This window comes from Kitasatospora sp. Ki12, assembly GCF_054601375.1.
In genome coordinates, this window is the sequence record NZ_BAAIHT010000001.1 from 2,682,198 (window position 1) to 2,704,194 (window position 21,997).

Genomic DNA, 21,997 nt, shown 5'->3' on the forward strand with positions numbered 1-21,997 from the left:
CTGCGTCCTACCGCAGGGGCGCCGTGTCGAGCGTGAAGGAGAACGGGGCGGGGAGGTCGATCGGCTTACCGAACTCGACCCTGGTTTGAGTGACGTAGTCCTCGCCCTGGGGGTTGGTGAACAGGGTGATCATTCCGTCGGTGCGATCGATCAGCAGGTAACAGGGGATTCCCGCTGCGGCGTAGCCCCTGCGCTTGGGCTCGCGGTCCTTGTGCGGGTCGATCGAGGTGACCTCGAAGACGAGTAGGACGCCCTCCGTCGGGGCCCAGGAATCCAGATGGTCGAAGTGGTCGGCTGGGACGACCGTGCCATCGGGGATGAACCGACCCTTCGGTGTGATCAAGCCCTTGACACCGGCGATGTCCAGATCGATCGCGGCGCTCCGGAAGAATTGCTTGGCGAGCTTCGAGACCGCGCCCTCGTGCTGTCCGTCTGGTGGCGGTGTCACGACGATCGCTCCTTCGATGAATTCGGCCTTGCTGCCCAGCGGGGTGTCCAGCTTCAGAAACGCCTGGAGGAGGCTGTCCTCGCCCAGCGGGTGCTCGACTGCCGGCATGGCGACCATGGCCCTTCTCCCTCCTGCTGGTCTGTGCCGAGCGACAAAGTAGGCGTACGGACCGGAGCCGGTGGGGGATCGAAGTGGGTGTCACTCGAAAGTGTGCCGCAGGCCCGGGTCCCGTGGGGTGGTGACGCGGGCTAGCGTCGGCGGTAGCCGACCGATGGAGGAGTTCCGTCATGCGTCATGCACACCCTGTGGAAACCGTTCGGGCCGCCGAGGGCGCGCTGATGGCGCGGCTGCCGGAGGGCACGCTGATGCAGCGGGCGGCCGCCGGGCTGGCGGTGACGTGCGCCCGGTTGCTGACCAGGCGTCGGGGGCGGGTGTACGGCAGCCGGGTGGTGGTGCTGGCGGGCAGTGGGGACAACGGGGGTGACGCCCTGTACGCCGGGGCCGCGCTGGCCCGGCGCGGGGCCCGGGTGACGGCGGTGCTGCTGGCACCGGAGCGGGCGCACCGGGGCGGGCTGGCCGCGCTGCGGGCGTCCGGCGGCCGGGTGACGGCGGAGCAGGACGTCGGACTGGCCGACTTCTCGTGCGCGGACCTGGTGCTGGACGGGATCGTCGGCATCGGCGGCCGGGGCGGGCTGCGCCCCGCGGCGGAGCCGTACGCGCGGGCGGCGCGGCGCGGCGTGGTGGTCGCGGTGGACCTGCCCAGCGGCGTGGACGCCGACACCGGCGAGGTGCCGGGCGCGGCGCTGCGCGCGGACGTCACGGTCTGCTTCGGCACGTACAAGCCCGGGCTGCTGGTCGACCCGGGGGCCTCGTACGCGGGCGCCGTGCAGCTGGTCGGTATCGGGCTGGAGCTGCCGGAGGCGGACGTGACGGCCCTGCAGCACGCGGACGTGGCGGCGCTGCTGCCGGTGCCCGGCGCGGAGAGCGACAAGTACCGGCGCGGCGTGGTCGGGGTGGCGGCCGGCTCGGCGACGTACCCGGGGGCGGCGCTGCTGGCGGTCGCCGGGGCGCTGCGCGGTGGCGCGGGCGCCGTCCGGTACGTGGGCGCCGCGGCGGAGGAGGTGGTGCGGCGCTTCCCGGAGACGCTGGTCACCGAGGGCGGGCCGGCCGGGGCCGGGCGGGTGCAGGCCTGGGTGGTCGGGCCGGGCGGCGGCGAGGGGGCGCGCCAGACGCTGGCCGAGGCGCTGGCGAGCGACGTCCCGGTGCTGGTGGACGCGGACGGGCTGACCGAGCTGGGCCGGCTCGGCCCGGACGCGCTGGCCGGCCGCACCGCGCCCACCCTGCTCACCCCGCACACCGGCGAGGCCGCCCGGCTGCTCGCCGGCGCCGAGGGCACCCCGCCGCCGGCCGCCGACGACCTGGCCGCCGCCCGGCTGGCCACCGCCCGCCGGCTCGCGGCCGCCTACCGCGCGACCGTGCTGCTGAAGGGCTCCACCACGGTGGTCGCCGATCCGGGCGGCGCCGTCCGGGTGAACCCCACCGGCACCTCCTGGCTGGCCACCGCCGGCAGCGGCGACGTGCTGGCCGGTCTGGCCGGCTCCCTGCTGGCGGCGGGCCTGCCGCCGCTGGACGCCGCCTCGGTGGCCGCCTACCTGCACGGTCTGGCCGGCCGCGAGGCGGCGGGCGACCCGGGCGCGCCGGTGACGGCGCTCGCGGTGGCGGAGGCGCTGCCGACGGTGTGGCGGGCCGTCCGGGAACCTTAGGACGGCGGCCGCGCGGGGCCCGGGTGGCGGCGCCCGAACGGAACCGTGGACTCCGGCCGCGGCGTCCGAACAGAAGGCGTCGAGCGGTCCGTCGGCGGGCCCGGACGGCGGGCGGGCCCCGGCCGTCGGCCGCCGCGCCGACGGGCCGTTCGGCGAGGACTCCGGGACGTCTGGGAGACTGACCCTGATGACAACTGCGAACACGACCGGCACAGCCACCCTGACCGACGGCGTACGGGCCGAGGCGACCATCGATCTCGGCGCCCTGCGCGGCAACCTCGCGGCGCTGCGCGAGCGCGTCGGCAGCTCGGCGGTGATGCTCGCGGTCAAGGCGGACGCCTATGGCCACGGCGCGGTCGAGTGTGCCCGGGAAGCGGTCGCCAACGGGATCGGCTGGCTCGGCTGCGCGACGCCCGACGAGGCGCTGGCGCTGCGGGCCGCGGGCATCCGCCCGGAGCAGGCCCGCATCCTGTGCTGGCTGTGGACGCCCGGCGGGCCGTGGTGCGAGGCGCTGCGCGCGGGCCTGGACATCTCGGTCAGCGGCCAGTGGGCGCTGGACGAACTGCTCCCGGCCGTCCGCGAGACCGGCATCCCGGCACGCGTGCACCTGAAGGCCGACACCGGCCTCGGCCGCAACGGCTGCCAGCCGCACGACTGGCCGCAGCTGGTCGCGGCCGCCCGGCGCGCCGAGACCGAGGGCCTGCTCACCGTGGTCGGCGTCTGGTCGCACTTCGCGGCCGCCGACGAGCCCGGCCACCCGTCGATCCGGGCCCAGCTGGACTCCTACCGCGCCGCGCTGGCCGTGGCCGAGTCGGCCGGGCTGCGCCCCGAGGTGCGGCACCTGGCGAACTCGCCGGCCACCCTGCTGCTGCCGGAGGCGCACTTCGACCTGGTCCGCACCGGCCTGGCCGCGTACGGGCTGTCGCCGGTGCCCGAGGTGGGCTCGCCGGCCGACTTCGGGCTGCGCCCGGTGATGGCGCTGTCCGCGCGGCTGGCGCTGGTCAAGCACGTCCCCGGCGGGCACGGGGTCAGCTACGGCCACCACTACACGACGCCCGGCCCGACCACCCTGGGCCTGGTCCCGATCGGTTACGGCGACGGCGTCCCCCGGCACGGCAGCGGCACCGGCCCGGTGCAGATCGGCGGCAAGTGGCGCACGGTGGCCGGCCGGGTCGCGATGGACCAGTTCGTCGTGGACCTGGGCGGGGACACCCCCGGGATCGGTGACGAGGCGCTGCTGTTCGGCAACGGCGAGCGCGGTGAGCCGACCGCCGAGGACTGGGCCCGGGCCTGCGGCACCATCTCGTACGAGATCGTCACCCGGATCGGTGCCCGGGTGCCCCGGCGCTACCTGGACGGCAGCCACACCGGGGTGCCGTCGGCATGACCGAGGCGCCGACCGGGGAGGGAGCGGTCGCGGCGGTCGCCAAGGCGGCCGGCGCGGCCTCCGGGGTGAGCCGGGCGGGCGTGATCGGGATCTCGGTCGGCGTGCTGGCGGCCGGTGCGGCCGCCGGGGTGGCGATCGAGCGGCTGACCGTCGGCCGGGCGATGCGCCGCCGGGCCCGGGCCGAACTGGACGCCGGCGCGCCGTACGGCTCGCTGCGCGGGCGCCCGCGGACGGTGGCCGCGCCGGACGGCACCGAGCTGTACGTGGAGCTGGACGGCACCGGCTGGGGCCCGGACGGGCCCGGGCACCTCGGCGAACCCCGCCCCGGAGGCGAGCGGGCGGATCACACCGCACCGCTGACCGTGGTGTTCTGCCACGGCTACTGCCTCAACCAGGACAGCTGGCACTTCCAGCGGGCCGCGCTGCGCGAGGGCATGCGGCTGGTCTTCTGGGACCAGCGCAGCCACGGCCGCTCCGAGCGCTCCCGCTCGTACCTGGCGGGCGAGCCGGCCGGCATCGACCAGCTGGGCGGTGACCTCAAGGCGGTGATCGACGCCGTCGCGCCGACCGGTCCGCTGGTGCTGGTGGGGCACTCGATGGGCGGCATGACCGTGATGGCGCTGGCCGACCAGCACCCGGAGCTGTTCCGGGACCGGGTCGCCGGGGTCGCCCTGATCGGGACGCTCGCCGGTGACTGGAACGAGGTGAGCCTCGGCCTGCCGAAGGCCGGCGCGAAGCTGTTCAAGAAGGTCGCGCCCGGGATGGTGAAGCTGCTGGGCCGCCAGGTCGACCTGGTGGAGGCGACCAGGCGGCTGGGCTCGGACGTCACCGCCGTCTTCTACCGGCGGTTCTCCTTCGGCGGCCGGGACGTCGACCCCGGCGTGGTGCGGTTCGCCGAGCAGCTGCTGGACGCCACCCCGATCGACGTGGTCGCCGAGTTCTACCCGGTCTTCGGCGCGCACGAGAAGTACGAGGCGCTGGCCGCGCTGCGCGGCCTGCCGGCGCTGGTGCTGGCCGGGACGAAGGACCTGCTGACGCCCTCGGCGCACAGCGAGGCGATGGCCGAGCGGCTGCCCGGGGCCGAGCTGGTGCTGGCCGAGGGCGCCGGGCACCTGGTGATGCTGGAGCGCCCGGAGCTGGTCGACCGCGAGCTGGCGTTGCTGCTGCGCCGGGCCGCCGACTTCGCCGGGGCCGCGCCGCTGCCCCCGGCCGTCCTCGACCTGGCCCGCGGGCCCGCCGCCGAACCGGTCGCGGACAGCACCGCCGAACCCGCCGTCGACCCCGCCTGACGTCCCGTCCCGGCACCCGCCCGGCGCACCCGGGGGCGGCGATGTGGCACGGTAGCGGTGGCGGCCGGCGGTCGGCGCGCCGGTACGGACCGAAGGGCAAGACACGCGCATGGGCTCGCACGCCACTCTCACCGTCCCCACCCCGGAGCGGATGGGCCGGCTCGGCCGGGAGCTGGCCACGCTGCTTCGGCCGGGTGACCTGGTGCTGCTCTCCGGCGAGCTGGGGGCGGGGAAGACCACGCTGACCCGCGGCCTGGGGGAGGGGCTCCAGGTCCGCGGCGCGGTGACCTCGCCGACCTTCGTGATCGCCCGGGTGCACCCCTCGCTGGTCGGCGGCCCGGCCCTGGTGCACGTCGACGCGTACCGGCTCGGCGGGGACCTGGACGAGATGGAGGACCTCGACCTGGACGTCTCGCTGCCGGAGTCGGTGGTCGTGGTCGAGTGGGGCGAGGGCAAGGTCGAGCGGCTGTCCGAGGACCGGCTGGAGGTCCGGATCGAGCGTGCCCTGGGCGACACCGCCGCCGGGGACGACCAGGACCCGCGCCGGGTGGTGCTGACCGGCATCGGCCCGCGCTGGGCGGCCGTGGAGCTGGCGGAGCTGGCGTAGCGGTCCAGGGGCCCGTCTTCGAATTCCCGGGACCGCCGGCGTCGGGCCGGGGGTACGCCACCGCCGGTTCCGGCGGCGGGTCGCGGAGACTTGCCGACAGGCTGTCGGCAAGATGTTGCGGCCGGGGCACCGGGCGTGGTGGGATGGTTGCTGCGGTTAGGTCTGCCTAACTAGGGAGGCGCCATGTCGAGCACCACCCCCGCCCCGGAACGCGCCGTGCGCGCCGCCGGGGCCGGAGAGCCCGCCCGCTGTGCTCCGGGGGAGCCGATGCGGGCGCTGCTGGCCGCCTGCGCGGCCGCCGAGGCGGTGTCCACCCCGCCCGAACCCGGGCCCGGGCAGGCCGAGGAGCCCGAGGCGCGGGCGCCCCGGGCCGCGTGAGGCCGCCTCAGGCGACCACGACCACCTTGGTGTCCTTCGGCGCGAAGTCCCAGAGCAGCTGACCCTCGGCGCGGCCGCTGCGGATGCCGCCGGTCTTGGCCTTCGGGTCGGCGGTCGGGGTCTTCGGGTCGGTGGTCGAGGTCGTGCCGTCCACCGCCGCGCTGAAGCCGAACACCACGCCGTTCTGCTGCGCGAAGCGCACCACGTGCTCGATCTGCCGGCCGTCCGTGCCGGTGCCGGTCGGCGTACGGCTGTACACCGCGTAGCTGCCCGGGGTCGGCTCGACCGTGCCCGGGGCGACCTGGAAGGCGGCCGCGACCTGCGGCGTCTTCTTCGGGTCGACCAGCCAGACGTAGTGGCTGCTCACCGAGTAGACCACCCGCGGGCCGGTGCCCGTGGTGACCGGCGGCGGCGGGACGGTCGGCGTGGCCGAGGCGCTCGGCGCCGCCGTGGTCGGCGTGCCGGCCGCCGCGGTGGTCACGGCGGGCTTGGCCACGCCGGCCCGGTCCTGGGCGCCGTTGGCCTGGAAGGCCAGCAGGCTCACCACCGCCAGGGCCCCCAGGGTCAGCCCCGTGACCACCACTCCAGGACCCATCTTCGCCACGTGCGCTCCCGCTGCCGTCCCTTTTCGTACTGCCTTATCGTGCCAGGTCCGTCCGTCCGGGTCGCAGCGCCTCGGATGTGTGTTCCCGGTTGGCACGTCCTGCCGGTCGGCCGGTCGGCCCAACGTCGGTCTAACCTTGACCCGTGCTGCTGCTCGCGTTCGACACCGCTACCCCCGCCGTCACCGCCGCCGTCCACGACGGCACCGCCGTCCTGGCCGAGACCCACCAGGTCGACGCCAGGCGCCACGGCGAACTGCTGCTGCCCGCGATCGACGGGGTGCTGCGGACGGCCGGGGTGGACAAGCGCCGGCTCACCGGCATCGCGGTCGGGGTCGGCCCGGGCCCGTACACCGGCCTGCGGGTCGGCCTGGTGACCGCTGCCGCGCTCGGCCACGCCCTCGGGCTGCCGGTGCACGGCGTCTGCACCCTGGACGCGATCGCCTTCCAGGCCCGTGCCGAGGGCCTCGCCGGGCAGCCGTTCACGGTGGCCACCGACGCGCGCCGCAAGGAGGTCTACTGGGCCTCCTACGACGCCGAGGGCCGCCGCACCGAGGGCCCCGGCGTGGACCGCCCGGCCGAGCTGACCCCGCACCCGCGGTCCGTCGGCGCCGGCGCGCTGCTCTACCCCGACGCCTTCCCGGGCGCGGACGGCCCCGCGCACGTGTCGGCCGGCGCCCTGGCCGGCTTCGCCGCCGCCGAGCTGGCCGCCGGGCGCGAGCTGCTGCCGAACGTCCCGCTGTACCTGCGCCGCCCGGACGCCCAGGTCCCCGCGGCCTACAAGACTGTTCTAGGGGGCAAGGCGGTGCTCCCGGCGTGAACGACGGCACCACCCTGCGCCCGATGCGCTGGTGGGACATCGCGCCGGTGATGGAGCTGGAGCAGCGGCTCTTCCCCGAGGACGCCTGGTCCAGCGGGATGTTCTGGTCCGAGCTGGCCGAGGCCCACGCCGGCGGCACCCGCCACTACACCGTCGCCACCGCCGCGGACGGCACGATCGTCGGCTACGCCGGGCTGATGGCCGTCGCCGGCGAGGGCGACGTCCAGACCATCGCGGTCGACGGGCGCCACCAGGGCGCCGGCCTCGGCACGGCACTGCTCACCGACCTGATCCGGGAGTCCGCCCGGCGCGGCTGCGCCGAACTGCTGCTGGAGGTGCGGGTGGACAACCCGCGCGCCCAGCGGCTGTACGAGCGCCACGGCTTCGAACCGGTGGGCATCCGGCGCGGCTACTACCAGCCCGCCAACGTCGACGCGCTGGTGATGCGCCTCGACCACCCCAGTACCGACAGCACTGACCCGAAGGACATTGAGGACACCCGCCATGGCTGACGAACCGCTCGTCCTCGGCATCGAGACCTCCTGCGACGAGACCGGCGTCGGCATCGTGCGCGGCACCACGCTGCTGGCCGACGCGGTCGCCTCCAGCGTCAACGACCACGCCCGCTTCGGCGGCGTCGTCCCGGAGATCGCCAGCCGCGCGCACCTGGAGGCGATGGTCCCGACCATCCAGCGCGCCCTGGACACCGCCGGGATCAAGGCCGGCGACCTCGACGGCATCGCGGTCACCGCGGGCCCCGGCCTGGCCGGCGCGCTGCTGGTCGGCGTCAGCGCCGCCAAGGCGTACGCCTGGGCGCTCGACAAGCCGCTGTACGGGGTCAACCACCTCGCCTCGCACATCTGCGTCGACCAGCTGGAGCACGGCCGGCTGCCCTCGCCGACGATGGCCCTGCTGGTCTCCGGCGGGCACTCCTCGCTGCTGCTCAGCGAGGACATCACCACCGACGTCCGCCCGCTCGGCGCCACCATCGACGACGCGGCCGGCGAGGCCTTCGACAAGGTCGCCCGGGTGCTCGGCCTCGGCTTCCCCGGCGGCCCGGTCGTCGACCGCACGGCCCGCGACGGCGACCCCAAGGCGATCGCCTTCCCGCGCGGCCTCTCCGGCCGGAACGACCCCGCGTACGACTTCTCCTTCTCCGGCCTGAAGACCGCCGTCGCCCGCTGGGTGGAGGCCAAGCGCCGGGCCGGCGAGGAGGTGCCGATCGCCGACGTGGCGGCGTCCTTCCAGGAGGCCGTCACCGACGTGCTCACCCGCAAGGCCGTCAAGGCGTGCAAGGACAACGGCGTCGACCACCTGATGATCGGCGGCGGCGTGGCGGCCAACTCGCGGCTGCGCGAGATGGCCCAGCAGCGCTGCGACCGGGCCGGCATCCGGCTCCGGGTGCCCCGGCCGGGCCTGTGCACCGACAACGGCGCGATGGTCGCCGCCCTCGGCGCCGAGATGGTGTGGCGCGACCGCGCCCCCTCCGCCTTCGACCTGTCCGCCGACTCCTCGCTGCCGGTGACCGACGTCCACGTCCCCGCCGCCGGGCACGGCGACGTCCACGGCCAGGCCTACGACGCCCTCGCCGGCGGCAACGGATGACCGTCGCCGCGATGTGGGAGGCCCGGGCGGCGGACGGCCGGGGCGCCGAACTCGCCGCCTGGGTACGGGAGTCCGTGCTGCCCGCGGTGCGCGGCACGGCCGGGCTGGAACGCCTCGAACTGCTCTCCGCCCCGGGCGAGCGGGTGCTGCTGATCACCTGGTGGAGCGGCGAACCGGCGCCCGTCGCCGACCCGCCGGCCGGACTGCTCGGCCGTCCGGTGCACCGGTGGTCGTTCACCAGCCAGCACGTCGAACAGGACCTGGCCGGGAACCGCCGCCCCGGCCGCTACCGTGCATAGCTGAGAGAAAGCTGGACGGGAACCGGGAGCGCGGTGCGGTGAGCAGGTACGGGCTGAGCAGGAACGGGCTGGGCAGGACCAGGGCGTACGCGGCGGGGGCGCTGGCCCTGCTGGCCTTCGCCACCGCGTGCGGCGACAACGGCGGCGGCGCCGCCCCCGCCGCCACCACGGCGGCGCCCGTCGCGCCCAAACCCACCGGAGCCGCCCCCACCAGCGCCGCCGCCACCCCCGGGGCCACCGCCCCGGCGGGCGCCAACGCGGCCGCCTGGGCGAAGTGGAACCTCACCCCGCTCCCACCCGCCCCGGCGGCGCCCGCCGACAAGCCCGTCAAGCTCGAACGGACCGGCCCGGTACCGGTGTTCAGCGAGGTGAAGACCACCGACAAGGTCGTCTTCATCACCATCGACGACGGCGCCGAGAAGGACCCGAAGTTCGTCGAGATGCTGACCGACCTCAAGGTGCCGATCTCGATGTTCCTGACGAAGGACATCGTCAAGAACGACTACGGCTACTTCAAGCCGCTCCAGGCGCTGGGCAACCACATCCACAACCACACCGTGGACCACCCGGTGATGAGCAAGCTGTCGCCGGAGAAGCAGAAGGCCGAGATCTGCGACGACCAGGCCGCGCTCACCCAGCAGTACGGCACCGCCCCGCTGCTGTTCCGCCCGCCGTTCGGCGACGGCGCCAACACGCCGACGCTCAACACCTCGGTGCAGGAGTGCGGCCCGCGCGCGATCGTGCTCTGGCGCGAGTCGATGCAGATCCACGACATGCAGTACCAGGCGGCGGACAAGAAGCTGAAGCCCGGCGACATCATCCTGGCGCACTTCCGCGGCCCCAAGGAGCTCAAGGGCGCCACGATGACCCAGATGTTCGGCGACATGCTGGCCCGGATCCAGGAGCAGGGCTTCTCGGTGGCCCGGCTGGAGGACTACATCCAGGCCCCCGCCTCGTAGCCGCCGCTACGAGGCTAGGAGGCCCGGACCGGCTGCCCCAGCATCATCAGCGGGCCGTGGTCGGTGCGGCTGAGGATCACCGTGACGGAGTTCGGCCCGGAGGGCTTGAGCTGGCGGCGCAGCTCCTCCGGGGTGATCGCCATCCCGCGCTTCTTGATCACCACGGTGCCGACCGCCCGCTCGCGCAGCAGCGCCTTCAGCTTCTTGATGTGGAAGGGCAGCACGTCGGTCAGCTCGAAGGCGTGCGCGTACGGGGTGGCGACCAGCTCGTCCGAGGTCAGGTAGGCGATCTTCGGGTCGATCAGCCGGCCGCCGACCCGTTCGGCCACCTCGGCCACCAGGTGGGCCCGGATCACCGCGCCGTCCGGCTCGTACAGGTAGCGCCCCACCGGGCCGGCCGGCGGGTCGGGCAGGTCGCCGCCGACCAGGCTGGCGCCCTCCGGCAGCAGCGTGGCGCGGTGCGGGCGGGCGGCCTTGGTGCCGAACCAGAGCACCGCCTCCTTGACGTCGCCGTGGTCGGAGACCCACTCGGCCTCGGCGTCCTCCGGGACGGCCTCGTGCGGGATGCCCGGGGCGACCTTCAGCGCCCCGATCGGGGTCCGCCGGCCCGCCTCGACCGCCCAGGACAGCGGCGGGGCGTACGCCTCCGGGTCGAACACCCGGCCGCGCGAGGTCCGCCGGGCCGGGTCGGTGAACACCGCGTCGTAGCCGGCCACGTCCACCTCGGCGACGTCCGCGCAGCGCACCTCGACCAGCTCGGCCAGGCCCAGCGCGGCGGCGTTCGCGGCGGTGGCGGCGCAGGCCGCCGGGTCCTTGTCGACGGCCAGCACCTCGATGCCCGCCCGGGCCAGCGCCAGCACGTCCCCGCCGATACCGCAGCACAGGTCCGCCAGCCGCCGGACGCCCAGCTCGGCGAACCGCCGCGCCCGCCACTCGGCCACGCTGCGCCGGGTGGACTGCTCGACCCCGTTGGGCGTGAAGTACATCAGGTCGGCGTCCGCCCCGAACTTCGCCCGGGCCCGCTGCCGCAGCCGCGCCTGCCCGAAGGCCGCCGACACCAGCTCCGCCGGGTGCTCCCGCCGCAACCGGGTGGCCAGCGCCAGCTCCTCCTCGGGGGTGAACTCGCGCAACTCGGCGAGCAGGGCCTGGCCCTCGGGCGTCAGCAGCGGCTGGAGGTTCTCGGTGTCCACGGGATCATTCTCGCCGGTCGAGGGTCAGTCGACCGGCCACCGGGACGTGCTCACCACAGGACGCCCGAGGAGAACAGCGCGGGCAGGACGAACGGCGCGATCCCGGCGGCGACCGGGACGAACCGGTAGCCGGACCGCCGGCTGCGGACGACCACCACGAGGCTCGCCACCAGGGCGACCACCGGGGCGGCCATGACCGCGACGCCCAGGACGCCCCAGCCCCAGCCGCTCCCGTCGTCGCCGGCGCCGGGACCGTTGGCGAAGCTGCCGATGAGGAAGAACACGGCGACCGGGAGCACGGCGCCCAGCAGGGGCAGCGCCAGCAGCGCGAGGGACGCGTCCTTGAGCCGGGACGGGCCGACGCCGGTGGCGTTCATCGGAGGGCTCCCAGACAGAGCAGGACGGGCAGCGCGAAGGGCGCGACGAGCGCGGAGAGCGGCAGCCACTGGTAGCCGTCCCGGCCGCTGCGGACGGCGACGGCGACGGGCGCGCCCCAGCCGATGACCACGGCGGAGAGCACGGCGCACAGGAAGTCGCCCCCGGTGTCGGAGCCGGCGGCCTCGGCGATCGCGCCGCCGGCCTGGAAGGCGACCAGCGGGAGGGCGCCCAGCAGTGGCAGGAGCAGCAGTGCGAGCGCGGCGTCCTTCGCGTCGGACGGGCCGACGCGCGTCGGGGTGTCGGTCATGGCACGAGTGTGCCGAGCGGGCGGCGAGCCGCACATGAGTACGGGTACTCATCCGTGATCCGGGATCTCCCGGGCGCGCCGTTGGCACTCTGGTTGACTGAGTGCTAACACGGGCCTATGGTCGTCCTTGGCACTCCCCACCGGGGGAGTGCTAACGCGAAGACGCGTGTCTGACCCCCGCGACGGCAGGCTCGCAGGCTCGCCCTACCCGTTAGAAAACCCCGTAATCTCCGAAGGGGAGCTCGGACGTGACCACCAGCAGCAAGGTTGCCATCAAGCCGCTCGAGGACCGCATCGTGGTCCAGCCGCTCGACGCCGAGACCACCACGGCCTCCGGCCTGGTTATCCCGGACACCGCCAAGGAGAAGCCCCAGGAGGGCGTCGTCCTGGCCGTCGGCCCGGGCCGCTTCGAGGACGGCCAGCGTCTGCCGCTCGACGTCGCCGTGGGTGACATCGTCCTGTACTCGAAGTACGGCGGCACCGAGGTGAAGTACCAGGGCGAGGAGTACCTGGTGCTCTCCGCTCGCGACGTTCTCGCGATCATCGAGAAGTAAGTCGTTCCTGACCCGCCCCGGATCCGTGTCCCAAGTGACAGGGGCCCGGGGCGTGGTTGTTGGTTCACGTAGTTCGGCGGCCGGTGGCCCGGTCGCAGCCCCGAGGGAATAGGGAACATGGCGAAGATCCTGCAGTTCGACGAGGACGCCCGCCGCTCGCTGGAGCGCGGTGTCAACAAGCTGGCCGACACCGTCAAGGTGACCATCGGCCCCAAGGGCCGCAACGTCGTCATCGACAAGAAGTTCGGCGCCCCGACCATCACCAACGACGGTGTCACCATCGCCCGTGAGGTCGAGCTGGACGACCCGTACGAGAACCTTGGCGCGCAGCTCGTCAAGGAGGTCGCCACCAAGACCAACGACGTCGCGGGCGACGGCACCACCACCGCCACCGTGCTGGCCCAGGCCCTGGTCAACGAGGGTCTGCGCAACGTCGCCGCCGGTGCCGGCCCGGCCGCCCTGAAGAAGGGCATCGACAAGGCCGTCGCCGCCGTCTCCGAGCACCTGCTGTCCGTGGCCCGCGAGATCGAGGGCAAGGACGACGTCGCCGCCGTCGCGTCCCTCTCCGCGCAGGACACCCAGGTCGGCGAGCTGATCGCCGAGGCGATCGACAAGGTCGGCAAGGACGGTGTCATCACCGTCGAGGAGTCGAACACCTTCGGCGTGGAGCTGGACTTCACCGAGGGCATGCAGTTCGACAAGGGCTACCTGTCGCCGTACTTCGTCACCGACGCGGAGCGGCAGGAGGCGGTCCTGGAGGACCCGTACATCCTGATCAACCAGGGCAAGATCTCCTCCATCCAGGAGCTGCTGCCGCTGCTGGAGAAGATCCTGCAGGGCGGTGCCTCGAAGCCGCTGCTGATCATCGCCGAGGACGTCGACGGCGAGGCGCTGTCGACCCTGGTCGTGAACAAGATCCGCGGCACCTTCAACGCCGTCGCCGTCAAGGCCCCGGGCTTCGGCGACCGCCGCAAGGCGATCCTCGGCGACCTGGCCACCCTGACCGGCGGCACGGTCATCTCCGAGGAGGTCGGCCTCAAGCTCGACCAGGTCGGCCTGGACGTGCTGGGCACCGCCCGCCGCGTGACCATCACCAAGGACGAGACCACCGTCGTCGACGGTGCCGGTGACGCCGAGGCCGTGGCCGGCCGCGTCGCCCAGATCAAGGGCGAGATCGCCGCGACCGACTCCGACTGGGACCGCGAGAAGCTGCAGGAGCGCCTGGCCAAGCTGGCCGGCGGCGTCTGCGTCATCAAGGTCGGCGCCGCCACCGAGGTGGAGCTGAAGGAGCGCAAGCACCGCCTGGAGGACGCCATCTCGGCGACCCGCGCCGCGGTCGAGGAGGGCATCGTCGCCGGCGGTGGCGCCTCCCTGGTCCACGCCGCCAAGGTGCTGGACGGTGGCCTGGGCCTGTCGGGTGACGAGGCGACCGGTGTCGCGGTCGTCCGCAAGGCGCTGCACGAGCCGCTGCGCTGGATCGCCCAGAACGCCGGCCTCGAGGGCTACGTCATCACCCACAAGGTCGCCGAGCTGGAGGCCGGTCACGGCTACAACGCGGCCACCGGCGAGTACGGCGACCTGCTGAAGGCCGGCGTCATCGACCCGGTCAAGGTCACCCGTTCCGCCCTGGAGAACGCCGCCTCGATCGCCTCCCTGCTGCTCACCACCGAGACCCTCGTGGTGGAGAAGAAGGAGGAGGAGGCCGACAGCGGTCACTCCCACGGTGGCCACGGCCACTCCCACTGACGCCTGATCAGTGACCGGAGGCCCGGTCCGCGCCCCGCGAGGGGCAGCGGGCCGGGCCTCCGGCTGTCATTCGCCCGCTCGCCCGTGACGCGGCTCGGGGCGGTTGTTCGTCCGTTGCCGGGTCGTCAGGGGCTTCAACTATCAGTAGAATTTTGCAGAACGCAAAGATTGCCTTATAACTAAGGCATGATCGAGGCCCGCCACCTGCGCGTCCTGCGTGCCGTCGCCCGCACCGGCTCCTTCTCCGCCGCCGCCCGCGAGCTGGGGTGTACCCAGCCCGCCATCAGCCAGCAGATGAAGGCCCTGGAGAAGTCCGTGGACACCCCGCTGGTGGTCCGTTCGGGCCGCGGGATGCAGCTCAGCGAGGCCGGGCGGGTGCTGCTCAAGCATGCCACCGGGATCCTGGCGGGGCTCTCCGCCGCCGAGGAGGAGGTGGCCGCGATCGCCGGGCTGCGGGCCGGACGGGTGCGGCTGGTCTCCTTCCCGACCGCGAGTTCCACCCTGGTGCCGCCCGCGGTCGCCCGGCTGCGGGACGGCCATCCGGGGGTGCGCGTGTCGCTGGTCGAGGCGGAGCCGCCGGAGTCGCTGGCGATGCTGCGCGGCGGCGAGTGCGAGATCGCGCTGGCCTTCCGCTACCCGCAGTCCGACGGCGCCGCCGCGCTGCCGGCCCCGGCGCACGGCACGCCGCGCGAGGCGCGGGCCGAGGCCAACCTGGAGGCCCAGCAGCTGACCGCCGGGACCGACTGGTCCGATCTGGTGGTCACCCCGCTGCTGGACGACCCGCTGGTGGGCGTGCTGCCCGCCGCCCACCCGCTGGCCGGGCGGGGCGGCCCGGTGGGGCTGGCCGAGCTGGCGGGGGAGCAGTGGATCGCCGGCTGCCCGCAGTGCCGGGGGCACCTGGTGGAGCTGTGCGCCGGGGCCGGCTTCGAGCCCCGGATCGACTTCGCGACGGACGACTACCCGGCGGTGGTCGGCCTGGTCGCGGCCGGGCTGGGGGTGGCCGTGCTGCCCCGGCTGGCGCTGCAGTCGGTGCGCCCTGACGGCGTGTCGACGGTGCCGGTGCGGACGGCCTCCGGGGCGCCGGCGGTGCGCCAGGTGGTCGCGCTGACCCTGTCGGACCTGGCCGAGGTGCCGGCCGTGGCCCTGATGCTGGAGCGGCTGGCGGGGGCGGCCGCCGCCCGCTGACGGTGCCTGCGGGGCCCGTGCCCGCGGCGCCCAGGCCGCGACGCCGTGAGGAAACGTTTCTTCACGGCGCGCCGAGGAGGCGGGTCAGTGCCGCGCGATCGCCGGCGGGGTCAGCGGGACCTCCACCAGCCGGTGCCGCGAGCGGCCCAGCATCTCCTCGCGCTCGTCCTCGGTCATCCCGCCCCAGACGCCGTACGGCTCGCGGACCGCCAGCGCGTGCGCCGCGCACTCGGCGATGACGGGGCAGCGCATGCAGACCTCCTTGGCGCTGGCCTCGCGCGAACTGCGCGCGGCTCCGCGCTCGCCCTCGGGGTGGAAGAAGAGCGAGCTGTCCACGCCACGGCAGGCTGCGGAGAGCTGCCAGTCCCAGAGGTCCGCGTTGGGACCGGGGAGGCGGGAGAAATCTGCCATGGCTCATTCCCTTCAGAGGCTGTCGGCCGTCGGCCGGGCGTTCGGCGGGCTGCTGCCGAGCGGCACGGCGGGGCTTCTATGCACTGGTGTGGACACCTGGAAATATGACTTAAGGCAACTCCATGGACAAGTCACCCACACACTGGCACAACAGTCAATGACCATACGAAAGCTATAAAAACGGGCAAAGTGGGCAAGGGCCTCCGGCGGGCGCGGGCGTGGCAATCGGGTGGCCGACGGGGCGCACGACGCGCCGAAACGGTGTGCGGGTCGCGCGCCCACCGCGCGCGAGCTGCGGAAAAGTGCGGCGTGTGCACCGCGATGCGGCTGATCGGTAATGGGTTGGCCACGTACAGTGGTGGAGATGGCCCTGAAGGCCGTAACTCATTCGAGTGACGGTCGTTGGAAGTGCGGAGGCGGTTAGCGGGCGCCGGACATCGGGAACGATCGCGGGCAAGTCGGGGCGATCAGCACGGAGTCTGTCGCCGATCGGCCGTGTCGTAGAGGTTCGTACCAGCCAGGAGGCTCAACGTGACGCGGATCAGCTGCGGAGGACGACGGTCATGACTTCCGTTCTCGTTTGCGACGATTCCCCGCTCGCCCGCGAGGCGCTTCGCCGCGCGGTCGCGACCGTACCCGGTGTGGACCGGGTCACCACCGCGACGAACGGGGAGGAGGTCCTCCGCCGCTGGGTGGCCGACCGCTCCGATCTCGTTCTGATGGACGTCCGGATGCCCGGCCTCGGCGGGGTCGAGACGGTCCGGCGGCTGCTGTCCGCCGACCCGGGCGCGCGGATCATCATGCTCACCGTCGCCGAGGACCTCGACGGGGTCGCGCTCGCGGTGGCCGCGGGCGCCCGCGGGTACCTGCACAAGGACGCCTCGCGCGCCGAGCTGCGGGCCACCGTCACCCAGGCCCTCGCCGACCCGACCTGGCGGCTCGCCCCGCGCCGGCTGCGCAGCCCCGACATGGGCGCCGCGCCGACGTTGACGGCGCGTGAGATCCAGGTGCTGGAGGGGATGAGCCACGGCCGCAGCAACGCCGAGATCGGGCGCGAGCTGTTCCTGTCCGAGGACACCGTCAAGACCCACGCCCGGCGGCTGTTCAAGAAGCTCGGGGCCTCCGACCGGGCGCACGCGGTGGCGCTGGGTTTCCGCTGGGGCCTGGTCCGCTGACCACCGCCGGCGCCGCCGGGTGCGGCGCGCCGCCGGTGATCGTCGGTGCGGGTGCCGCACGGGTGTGTGACGTTACGGTCCCGAGGTTGCACCATGGAGGAGTGGAGCACCTCGGGGACCAGCGGACAGGCACTGCGGCGAACCACGCAGCCGCAGGACACTCGGCGGACGGCGAGACGGACGGGACCACCGACGGCGGGGCGGGAGGCGGCACGGTGCAGGAGGGGCCGGTGGTGCGCGGCACGCCCCACGGTGCGCCAGCGCATAACGTTCCGGTGCACAACTCCGGACGCGGTGCCGCGTTTTCCCGCTCGACCAGGCACCATGGACCGATGCGCGACGACGTCGCCGGCGCGGCCGGCCAGGTGGACCCGGTGGAGGCCGAGCCCTCCGGTCCGGGTCACGACCCGTCGTACGCCGGATCGGGCGCGGCGGAGACCGGTCCGGTCCGCCCGCCGGTGCTCGGTTCGGGCGGCTCGCCGCTGGTGGGCGAGCTGGTCGCGGCCGCGGTGCGCGGCGAAGGGCCGGCCATCGACGCCCTGCTCGCCTACGTCCACCCGCTGGCGCAGCGCTACTGCCGCGCCAAGCTGGTCCGGCTGCCCGGTGGGGCCCGGCACCACGTGGACGACGTCGCCCAGGAGGTCTGCGTCGCGGTGCTCTGCGCGCTGCCCAGGTACAAGGACCAGGGGCGGCCGTTCGAGGCCTTCGTGTACGGCATCGCCGCGCACAAGATCGCCGATCTGCAGCGGGCCGCGATGCGCGGGCCCGGCTCGACCGTCGTCCCGCAGGACGACCTGCCGGAGGTGCCGGACGAGGCGCTCGGCCCGGAGGAGCAGGCGCTGCTGAGCAGCGACGCGGCCTGGGCCAAGGAGCTGCTGTCCAACCTGCCGGCCCGTCAGCGCGAGCTGGTGCTGCTGCGGGTCGCCGCCGGACTGTCGGCGGAGGAGACCGGCGAGGTGCTCGGGATGTCGCCGGGGGCCGTCCGGGTGGCCCAGCACCGGGCGCTCAGCCGGCTGCGGGCGCTCGCGGAAGAGTCCTCCTGACCTGGTCCCCTTTCCCCGCCCCCGCCGTCCGCGGGGCCGGCCGACGCCGCGGAATGAGCGGCGGGGCGGGGGTGTTGTCAAGGGCACACGAGGACACATTCGCGGTGCCAGTACCATGGGGTATCGGCGCCTGGGCGGGTAGCCAAAGTTTCACGGGTGCGCGCGGGGTCCCCTTGGAGGATCCTCCCATTGCACCCGGCTTCGGCGGTCTGCGCGAGTGAGCGATGACAGCGCCCCCACCCTCAGGGCGTGAGCGGATAAGGCCGGCCACGGAAGGTACCCCCCAAATGTCTTACAACGCCGCAGGCGTACCCGAGAAGTTCGCCATGCTCGGGCTCACGTTCGATGACGTCCTGCTGCTGCCCGGGGCCTCCGAGGTGCTGCCGAACGGGGTCGACACCTCCTCGCGGGTCTCCCGGAACGTGCGCGTCAACATCCCGCTGCTCTCCGCGGCGATGGACAAGGTCACCGAGTCGCGGATGGCCATCGCGATGGCGCGCCAGGGCGGCGTCGGCGTGCTGCACCGCAACCTGTCGGTCGAGGACCAGGCCAACCAGGTCGACCTGGTGAAGCGCTCCGAGTCCGGCATGGTCACCGACCCGATCACGGTCGGCCCCGACACCACGCTCGCCGAGGCCGACGCCCTGTGCGCCAAGTTCCGCATCTCCGGCGTGCCGATCGCCGACGAGGCCGGCAAGCTGCTCGGCATCGTCACCAACCGTGACATGGCCTTCGAGTCGGACCGCAGCCGCCAGGTCCGCGAGATCATGACCCCGATGCCGCTGATCACCGGCAAGGTCGGCATCTCCGGCGTCGACGCGATGGCGCTGCTGCGCCGCCACAAGATCGAGAAGCTGCCGCTGGTCGACGACGAGGGCCGGATCAAGGGCCTGATCACCGTCAAGGACTTCGTCAAGGCCGAGCAGTACCCGAACGCCGCCAAGGACGCCGAGGGCCGGCTGCTGGTCGGCGCCGCCGTCGGCGCCAGCGCCGAGGCGTTCGACCGGGCCCAGGCCCTGGTCGAGGCCGGCGTGGACTTCCTGGTGGTGGACACCTCGCACGGCCACAGCCACAACGCGCTGGCCTGGATCGCCAAGATCAAGTCGGCCGTCGGCGTCGACGTGGTCGGCGGCAACGTCGCCACCCGCGACGGCGCCCAGGCGCTGATCGACGCCGGCGTGGACGGCGTCAAGGTCGGCGTCGGCCCCGGCTCCATCTGCACCACCCGCGTGGTCGCCGGCATCGGCGTCCCGCAGATCACCGCCATCTACGAGGCCGCCCAGGCCTGCCAGGCGGCCGGCGTGCCGGTCATCGGCGACGGCGGCCTGCAGTACTCCGGCGACATCGGCAAGGCGCTGGCCGCCGGCGCCGACACCGTGATGCTCGGCTCGCTGCTGGCCGGCTGCGAGGAGTCCCCGGGCGAGCTGCTGTTCATCAACGGCAAGCAGTTCAAGTCCTACCGCGGCATGGGCTCGCTGGGCGCCATGCAGTCCCGCGGCCAGGGCCGCTCCTACTCCAAGGACCGCTACTTCCAGGCCGAGGTGGCCTCGGACGACAAGCTCGTCCCCGAGGGCATCGAGGGCCAGGTGCAGTACCGCGGCCCGCTGTCGGCCGTGCTGCACCAGCTGGTCGGCGGTCTGCGCCAGACCATGGGCTACGTCGGCGCCGGCACCATCGCCGAGATGGAGAGCAAGGGCCGCTTCGTCCGGATCACCTCGGCGGGCCTCAAGGAGAGCCACCCGCACGACATCCAGATGACCGTCGAGGCGCCGAACTACTCGACCCGCTGACGCGCTGAACACGGAAGGGCCCGCTCCGGCGGGCCCTTCCGCGTGTCCGGGGGCCGGGCCGTCGGGGCGGCCCCCCCCGGTACGGGATACTGGGGTGCGGCCGGGGTGACCCGGTCGGCATGGGCAATACAGCAGAAGGGCTCGAAGTGACTGAGATCGAGATCGGGCGAGGCAAGCGCGGCCGCCGGGCATACGCATTCGACGACATCGCCGTCGTCCCCAGCCGCCGTACCCGGGACCCGAAGGAGGTCTCGATCGCCTGGCAGATCGACGCCTACCGCTTCGAGCTGCCGTTCCTGGCCGCCCCGATGGACAGCGTGGTCTCGCCGCAGCAGGCCATCGCCATCGGCCGCCTCGGCGGCCTGGGCGTGCTGAACCTCGAAGGCCTCTGGACCCGCTACGAGGACCCGCAGCCGCTGCTCGACGAGATCGCCTCGATCACCGACGCCTCCCTGGCCACCCGCCGGCTGCAGGAGATCTACGCCGCGCCGATCCGGGCCGAGCTGATCAAGCAGCGCATCCAGGAGGTCCGCGACTCCGGCGTGGTCACCGCCGCCGCGCTCTCGCCGCAGCGCACCGCCGAGTTCTCCAAGGCCGTCGTGGACGCCGGCGTCGACGTCTTCGTCATCCGCGGCACCACGGTCTCGGCCGAGCACGTCTCCGGCGCCGCCGAGCCGCTCAACCTCAAGCAGTTCATCTACGAGCTGGACGTCCCGGTGATCGTCGGCGGCTGCGCCACGTACACCGCGGCCCTGCACCTGATGCGGACCGGCGCGGCCGGCGTGCTCGTCGGCTTCGGCGGCGGCGCCGCCCACACCACCCGCACCGTGCTCGGCATCCAGGTGCCGATGGCCACCGCCGTCGCCGACGTCGCGGCCGCCCGCCGTGACTACATGGACGAGTCCGGCGGCCGCTACGTGCACGTGATCGCGGACGGCGGCGTCGGCTACAGCGGCGACATCCCGAAGGCCGTCGCCTGCGGCGCCGACGCGGTGATGATCGGTGCCGCGCTGGCCCGTGCCACCGACGCCCCGGGCAAGGGCTTCCACTGGGGCATGGAGGCCGTCCACGAGGAGCTGCCGCGCGGCAAGCGGGTGGACCTCGGCACCGTCGGCACCACCGAGGAGATCCTGACCGGTCCGTCGCACACCCCGGACGGCACCATGAACCTCTTCGGTGCGCTGCGCCGTGCGATGGCCACCACGGGCTACACCGAGCTCAAGGAGTTCCAGCGGGTCGAGGTGACCGTCAACCCGGCGCTCGACCACCGCTGAGCCGCGTGCTGAGGAAGGCCCCCGCCGGGTACGGCGGGGGCCTTCGGGCTGTCCGGGGGCGGGCGGTGTCGTCCGGGAGGGGTCAACCGCGGTCGGCGGCGCGGCGGGTGAGGAGGAAGCCGCCGATGACGGCGATGGCGTAGAAGGCGGCGTCGAGGGGGCGGAGGTCGGCGCGCCAGGTGGCCAGGGTGTCGTGCAGGAGGCCGCGGGGGCCGGGGCCGTCGGCGTGCACCCGGCGGAGGTGTTCGGTCAGCTGGCCGAGGAGGAGCGCGCCGGCCGCGAGGAGGGCGCCGAGGGGCGGGAGCAGCCGGTTCCGGCCACCGAGGCGTCCGAGCGGGAGGGCGACCAGGCCGGCCGGGGCGATGGCCAGCCAGCCGAGGCTGTCGGCGGCCCGCAGCGGGGCGCAGCCGTAGGCCAGGCCGCCGACCAGCACGGCGAGGGCGGCGAGGGCGACGGCGAGGGCGGTGCGGCGGCGGGGGGCGGTCCGGGGCGCGGGCTCGACGGGCTCGTAGCCGGTGACCGGGGCGCCGGGCATGCCGGGCGCGACGTAGCCCTCGGGGGAGGCCGGGGCGGGTGCGAGCGAGTAGTGCTGGGCGGTGTGCGGCCGGGCGGATGGGCCGTCAGTGCCCGGTGCGGGTGCGGACATGGGCGTCGAATCCCCCCGGAAAAGACGATGAGCTGCCGAACGGTAGCAGTCCTTCGGGCGGATCTTGGCGAGTTTTCGATCACAGATCGGGCACGGAGCGCCGCCCCGGTTCCGGTTCGTCCCAGGTTGGGACGGGGGGCG

The 21,997-nt window shown here is 74.0% G+C and carries 24 protein-coding genes; 17 read left to right on the top strand and 7 right to left on the bottom strand.

Annotated elements, in window-relative coordinates:
* Positions 1–7 precede the first annotated feature (7 nt).
* A complete protein-coding gene (locus ACYP53_RS11845) occupies positions 8–565 on the bottom strand; it encodes a Uma2 family endonuclease (protein WP_308437565.1) in 558 nt (185 codons plus the stop codon).
* Between the two features lie 170 nt (positions 566–735).
* Here ACYP53_RS11845 and ACYP53_RS11850 point away from each other — a divergent pair, with 170 nt between their 5' ends.
* The 5 genes from ACYP53_RS11850 (at position 736) to ACYP53_RS11870 (ending at position 5,872) form a co-directional block, all read left to right on the top strand.
* The gene (locus tag ACYP53_RS11850) at positions 736–2,211 is read left to right on the top strand and encodes an NAD(P)H-hydrate dehydratase (protein WP_459647356.1); all 1,476 of its coding nucleotides are present in this window, start codon (positions 736–738) and stop codon (positions 2,209–2,211) included.
* Positions 2,212–2,398: 187 nt separating this feature from the next.
* Entirely contained in the window at positions 2,399–3,598 is a 1,200-nt protein-coding gene (gene alr / locus ACYP53_RS11855) for an alanine racemase (protein WP_459647357.1), read from the top strand.
* Positions 3,595–4,887, top strand: a complete 1,293-nt coding sequence (locus ACYP53_RS11860) for an alpha/beta fold hydrolase (protein WP_459647358.1) — start codon at positions 3,595–3,597, stop codon at positions 4,885–4,887. Before alr ends, ACYP53_RS11860 begins: the two co-directional genes overlap by 4 nt.
* 109 nt (positions 4,888–4,996) lie before the next feature.
* Positions 4,997–5,494 (top strand): tRNA (adenosine(37)-N6)-threonylcarbamoyltransferase complex ATPase subunit type 1 TsaE, encoded by a 498-nt coding sequence (gene tsaE, locus ACYP53_RS11865; protein ID WP_189916081.1) that lies wholly within the window; start codon positions 4,997–4,999, stop codon positions 5,492–5,494.
* A gap of 183 nt (positions 5,495–5,677) precedes the next feature.
* Entirely contained in the window at positions 5,678–5,872 is a 195-nt protein-coding gene (locus ACYP53_RS11870; protein ID WP_189916254.1) for a hypothetical protein, read from the top strand.
* 7 nt (positions 5,873–5,879) lie between these two features.
* On the opposite strand, the gene ACYP53_RS11875 is transcribed toward ACYP53_RS11870, so the two are convergent.
* Positions 5,880–6,467: a hypothetical protein gene (locus ACYP53_RS11875; RefSeq protein WP_189916240.1), complete on the bottom strand. Its 588-nt coding sequence runs from the start codon at positions 6,465–6,467 to the stop codon at positions 5,880–5,882.
* Between the two features lie 152 nt (positions 6,468–6,619).
* Here ACYP53_RS11875 and tsaB point away from each other — a divergent pair, with 152 nt between their 5' ends.
* Genes tsaB through ACYP53_RS11900 form a run of 5 tightly spaced genes read left to right on the top strand, consistent with a single transcriptional unit; the run spans position 6,620 to position 10,157 of the window.
* Complete coding sequence (tsaB, locus tag ACYP53_RS11880; RefSeq protein WP_189916082.1) at positions 6,620–7,294, top strand: tRNA (adenosine(37)-N6)-threonylcarbamoyltransferase complex dimerization subunit type 1 TsaB; 675 nt, start codon at positions 6,620–6,622, stop codon at positions 7,292–7,294.
* Between the two features lie 23 nt (positions 7,295–7,317).
* Positions 7,318–7,806 carry a ribosomal protein S18-alanine N-acetyltransferase gene (gene rimI, locus ACYP53_RS11885; RefSeq protein WP_189916241.1) on the top strand — a complete coding sequence of 163 codons (489 nt, stop codon included), beginning with the start codon at positions 7,318–7,320 and terminating at the stop codon, positions 7,804–7,806.
* Entirely contained in the window at positions 7,799–8,899 is a 1,101-nt protein-coding gene (tsaD, locus tag ACYP53_RS11890; RefSeq protein WP_189916083.1) for a tRNA (adenosine(37)-N6)-threonylcarbamoyltransferase complex transferase subunit TsaD, read from the top strand. The genes rimI and tsaD overlap by 8 nt, the downstream gene beginning before the upstream one ends.
* A complete protein-coding gene (locus ACYP53_RS11895; protein WP_189916084.1) occupies positions 8,896–9,198 on the top strand; it encodes a hypothetical protein in 303 nt (100 codons plus the stop codon). Before tsaD ends, ACYP53_RS11895 begins: the two co-directional genes overlap by 4 nt.
* 38 nt (positions 9,199–9,236) lie before the next feature.
* The gene (locus ACYP53_RS11900) at positions 9,237–10,157 is read left to right on the top strand and encodes a polysaccharide deacetylase family protein (RefSeq protein ID WP_459647359.1); all 921 of its coding nucleotides are present in this window, start codon (positions 9,237–9,239) and stop codon (positions 10,155–10,157) included.
* 14 nt (positions 10,158–10,171) lie between these two features.
* Here ACYP53_RS11900 and ACYP53_RS11905 read toward each other — a convergent pair whose 3' ends face one another.
* The 3 genes from ACYP53_RS11905 to ACYP53_RS11915 are packed head-to-tail and all read right to left on the bottom strand — an operon-like array spanning position 10,172 to position 12,032.
* Positions 10,172–11,347, bottom strand: a complete 1,176-nt coding sequence (locus ACYP53_RS11905) for a class I SAM-dependent methyltransferase (RefSeq protein ID WP_189916085.1) — start codon at positions 11,345–11,347, stop codon at positions 10,172–10,174.
* A gap of 50 nt (positions 11,348–11,397) precedes the next feature.
* Positions 11,398–11,724, bottom strand: coding sequence for a hypothetical protein (locus tag ACYP53_RS11910; protein WP_189916086.1), 327 nt, complete (start codon positions 11,722–11,724; stop codon positions 11,398–11,400).
* The gene (locus tag ACYP53_RS11915; protein ID WP_189916087.1) at positions 11,721–12,032 is read right to left on the bottom strand and encodes a hypothetical protein; all 312 of its coding nucleotides are present in this window, start codon (positions 12,030–12,032) and stop codon (positions 11,721–11,723) included. Before ACYP53_RS11915 ends, ACYP53_RS11910 begins: the two co-directional genes overlap by 4 nt.
* 248 nt (positions 12,033–12,280) lie before the next feature.
* Between ACYP53_RS11915 and groES the strand changes: the two genes are divergently transcribed.
* The 3 genes from groES to ACYP53_RS11930 all read left to right on the top strand — a co-directional run bounded on the left by groES (position 12,281) and on the right by ACYP53_RS11930 (position 15,517).
* Positions 12,281–12,586: a co-chaperone GroES gene (groES, locus tag ACYP53_RS11920; protein ID WP_014136232.1), complete on the top strand. Its 306-nt coding sequence runs from the start codon at positions 12,281–12,283 to the stop codon at positions 12,584–12,586.
* A gap of 117 nt (positions 12,587–12,703) precedes the next feature.
* The gene (gene groL, locus ACYP53_RS11925) at positions 12,704–14,332 is read left to right on the top strand and encodes a chaperonin GroEL (protein ID WP_189916088.1); all 1,629 of its coding nucleotides are present in this window, start codon (positions 12,704–12,706) and stop codon (positions 14,330–14,332) included.
* A gap of 186 nt (positions 14,333–14,518) precedes the next feature.
* Complete coding sequence (locus ACYP53_RS11930; RefSeq protein ID WP_189916089.1) at positions 14,519–15,517, top strand: LysR family transcriptional regulator; 999 nt, start codon at positions 14,519–14,521, stop codon at positions 15,515–15,517.
* 84 nt (positions 15,518–15,601) lie between these two features.
* Here ACYP53_RS11930 and ACYP53_RS11935 read toward each other — a convergent pair whose 3' ends face one another.
* Positions 15,602–15,928, bottom strand: coding sequence for a WhiB family transcriptional regulator (locus ACYP53_RS11935; protein ID WP_189916090.1), 327 nt, complete (start codon positions 15,926–15,928; stop codon positions 15,602–15,604).
* A 563-nt stretch (positions 15,929–16,491) separates the two neighbouring features.
* Between ACYP53_RS11935 and ACYP53_RS11940 the strand changes: the two genes are divergently transcribed.
* The 4 genes from ACYP53_RS11940 (at position 16,492) to ACYP53_RS11955 (ending at position 21,210) form a co-directional block, all read left to right on the top strand.
* Positions 16,492–17,103, top strand: coding sequence for a response regulator transcription factor (locus ACYP53_RS11940; RefSeq protein ID WP_014136228.1), 612 nt, complete (start codon positions 16,492–16,494; stop codon positions 17,101–17,103).
* A 332-nt stretch (positions 17,104–17,435) separates the two neighbouring features.
* Positions 17,436–18,146, top strand: coding sequence for an RNA polymerase sigma factor ShbA (gene shbA / locus ACYP53_RS11945; protein ID WP_189916091.1), 711 nt, complete (start codon positions 17,436–17,438; stop codon positions 18,144–18,146).
* Between the two features lie 287 nt (positions 18,147–18,433).
* Positions 18,434–19,936: an IMP dehydrogenase gene (gene guaB / locus ACYP53_RS11950; RefSeq protein ID WP_189916092.1), complete on the top strand. Its 1,503-nt coding sequence runs from the start codon at positions 18,434–18,436 to the stop codon at positions 19,934–19,936.
* A gap of 146 nt (positions 19,937–20,082) precedes the next feature.
* Complete coding sequence (locus tag ACYP53_RS11955; protein WP_189916093.1) at positions 20,083–21,210, top strand: GuaB3 family IMP dehydrogenase-related protein; 1,128 nt, start codon at positions 20,083–20,085, stop codon at positions 21,208–21,210.
* Between the two features lie 82 nt (positions 21,211–21,292).
* Here ACYP53_RS11955 and ACYP53_RS11960 read toward each other — a convergent pair whose 3' ends face one another.
* Entirely contained in the window at positions 21,293–21,856 is a 564-nt protein-coding gene (locus tag ACYP53_RS11960; protein WP_189916094.1) for a hypothetical protein, read from the bottom strand.
* Positions 21,857–21,997 lie beyond the last annotated feature (141 nt).

Coding starts and splice junctions, on each gene's coding strand:
- ACYP53_RS11845 (WP_308437565.1), bottom strand. CDS start 565: ATGGTCGCCATGCCGGCAGTCGAGCACCCGCTGGGCGAGGACAGCCTC.
- ACYP53_RS11850 (WP_459647356.1), top strand. CDS start 736: ATGCGTCATGCACACCCTGTGGAAACCGTTCGGGCCGCCGAGGGCGCG.
- alr (WP_459647357.1), top strand. CDS start 2,399: ATGACAACTGCGAACACGACCGGCACAGCCACCCTGACCGACGGCGTA.
- ACYP53_RS11860 (WP_459647358.1), top strand. CDS start 3,595: ATGACCGAGGCGCCGACCGGGGAGGGAGCGGTCGCGGCGGTCGCCAAG.
- tsaE (WP_189916081.1), top strand. CDS start 4,997: ATGGGCTCGCACGCCACTCTCACCGTCCCCACCCCGGAGCGGATGGGC.
- ACYP53_RS11870 (WP_189916254.1), top strand. CDS start 5,678: ATGTCGAGCACCACCCCCGCCCCGGAACGCGCCGTGCGCGCCGCCGGG.
- ACYP53_RS11875 (WP_189916240.1), bottom strand. CDS start 6,467: ATGGGTCCTGGAGTGGTGGTCACGGGGCTGACCCTGGGGGCCCTGGCG.
- rimI (WP_189916241.1), top strand. CDS start 7,318: ATGCGCTGGTGGGACATCGCGCCGGTGATGGAGCTGGAGCAGCGGCTC.
- tsaD (WP_189916083.1), top strand. CDS start 7,799: ATGGCTGACGAACCGCTCGTCCTCGGCATCGAGACCTCCTGCGACGAG.
- ACYP53_RS11895 (WP_189916084.1), top strand. CDS start 8,896: ATGACCGTCGCCGCGATGTGGGAGGCCCGGGCGGCGGACGGCCGGGGC.
- ACYP53_RS11910 (WP_189916086.1), bottom strand. CDS start 11,724: ATGAACGCCACCGGCGTCGGCCCGTCCCGGCTCAAGGACGCGTCCCTC.
- ACYP53_RS11915 (WP_189916087.1), bottom strand. CDS start 12,032: ATGACCGACACCCCGACGCGCGTCGGCCCGTCCGACGCGAAGGACGCC.
- groL (WP_189916088.1), top strand. CDS start 12,704: ATGGCGAAGATCCTGCAGTTCGACGAGGACGCCCGCCGCTCGCTGGAG.
- ACYP53_RS11930 (WP_189916089.1), top strand. CDS start 14,519: ATGATCGAGGCCCGCCACCTGCGCGTCCTGCGTGCCGTCGCCCGCACC.
- ACYP53_RS11935 (WP_189916090.1), bottom strand. CDS start 15,928: ATGGCAGATTTCTCCCGCCTCCCCGGTCCCAACGCGGACCTCTGGGAC.
- ACYP53_RS11940 (WP_014136228.1), top strand. CDS start 16,492: ATGACTTCCGTTCTCGTTTGCGACGATTCCCCGCTCGCCCGCGAGGCG.
- shbA (WP_189916091.1), top strand. CDS start 17,436: ATGCGCGACGACGTCGCCGGCGCGGCCGGCCAGGTGGACCCGGTGGAG.
- guaB (WP_189916092.1), top strand. CDS start 18,434: ATGTCTTACAACGCCGCAGGCGTACCCGAGAAGTTCGCCATGCTCGGG.
- ACYP53_RS11960 (WP_189916094.1), bottom strand. CDS start 21,856: ATGTCCGCACCCGCACCGGGCACTGACGGCCCATCCGCCCGGCCGCAC.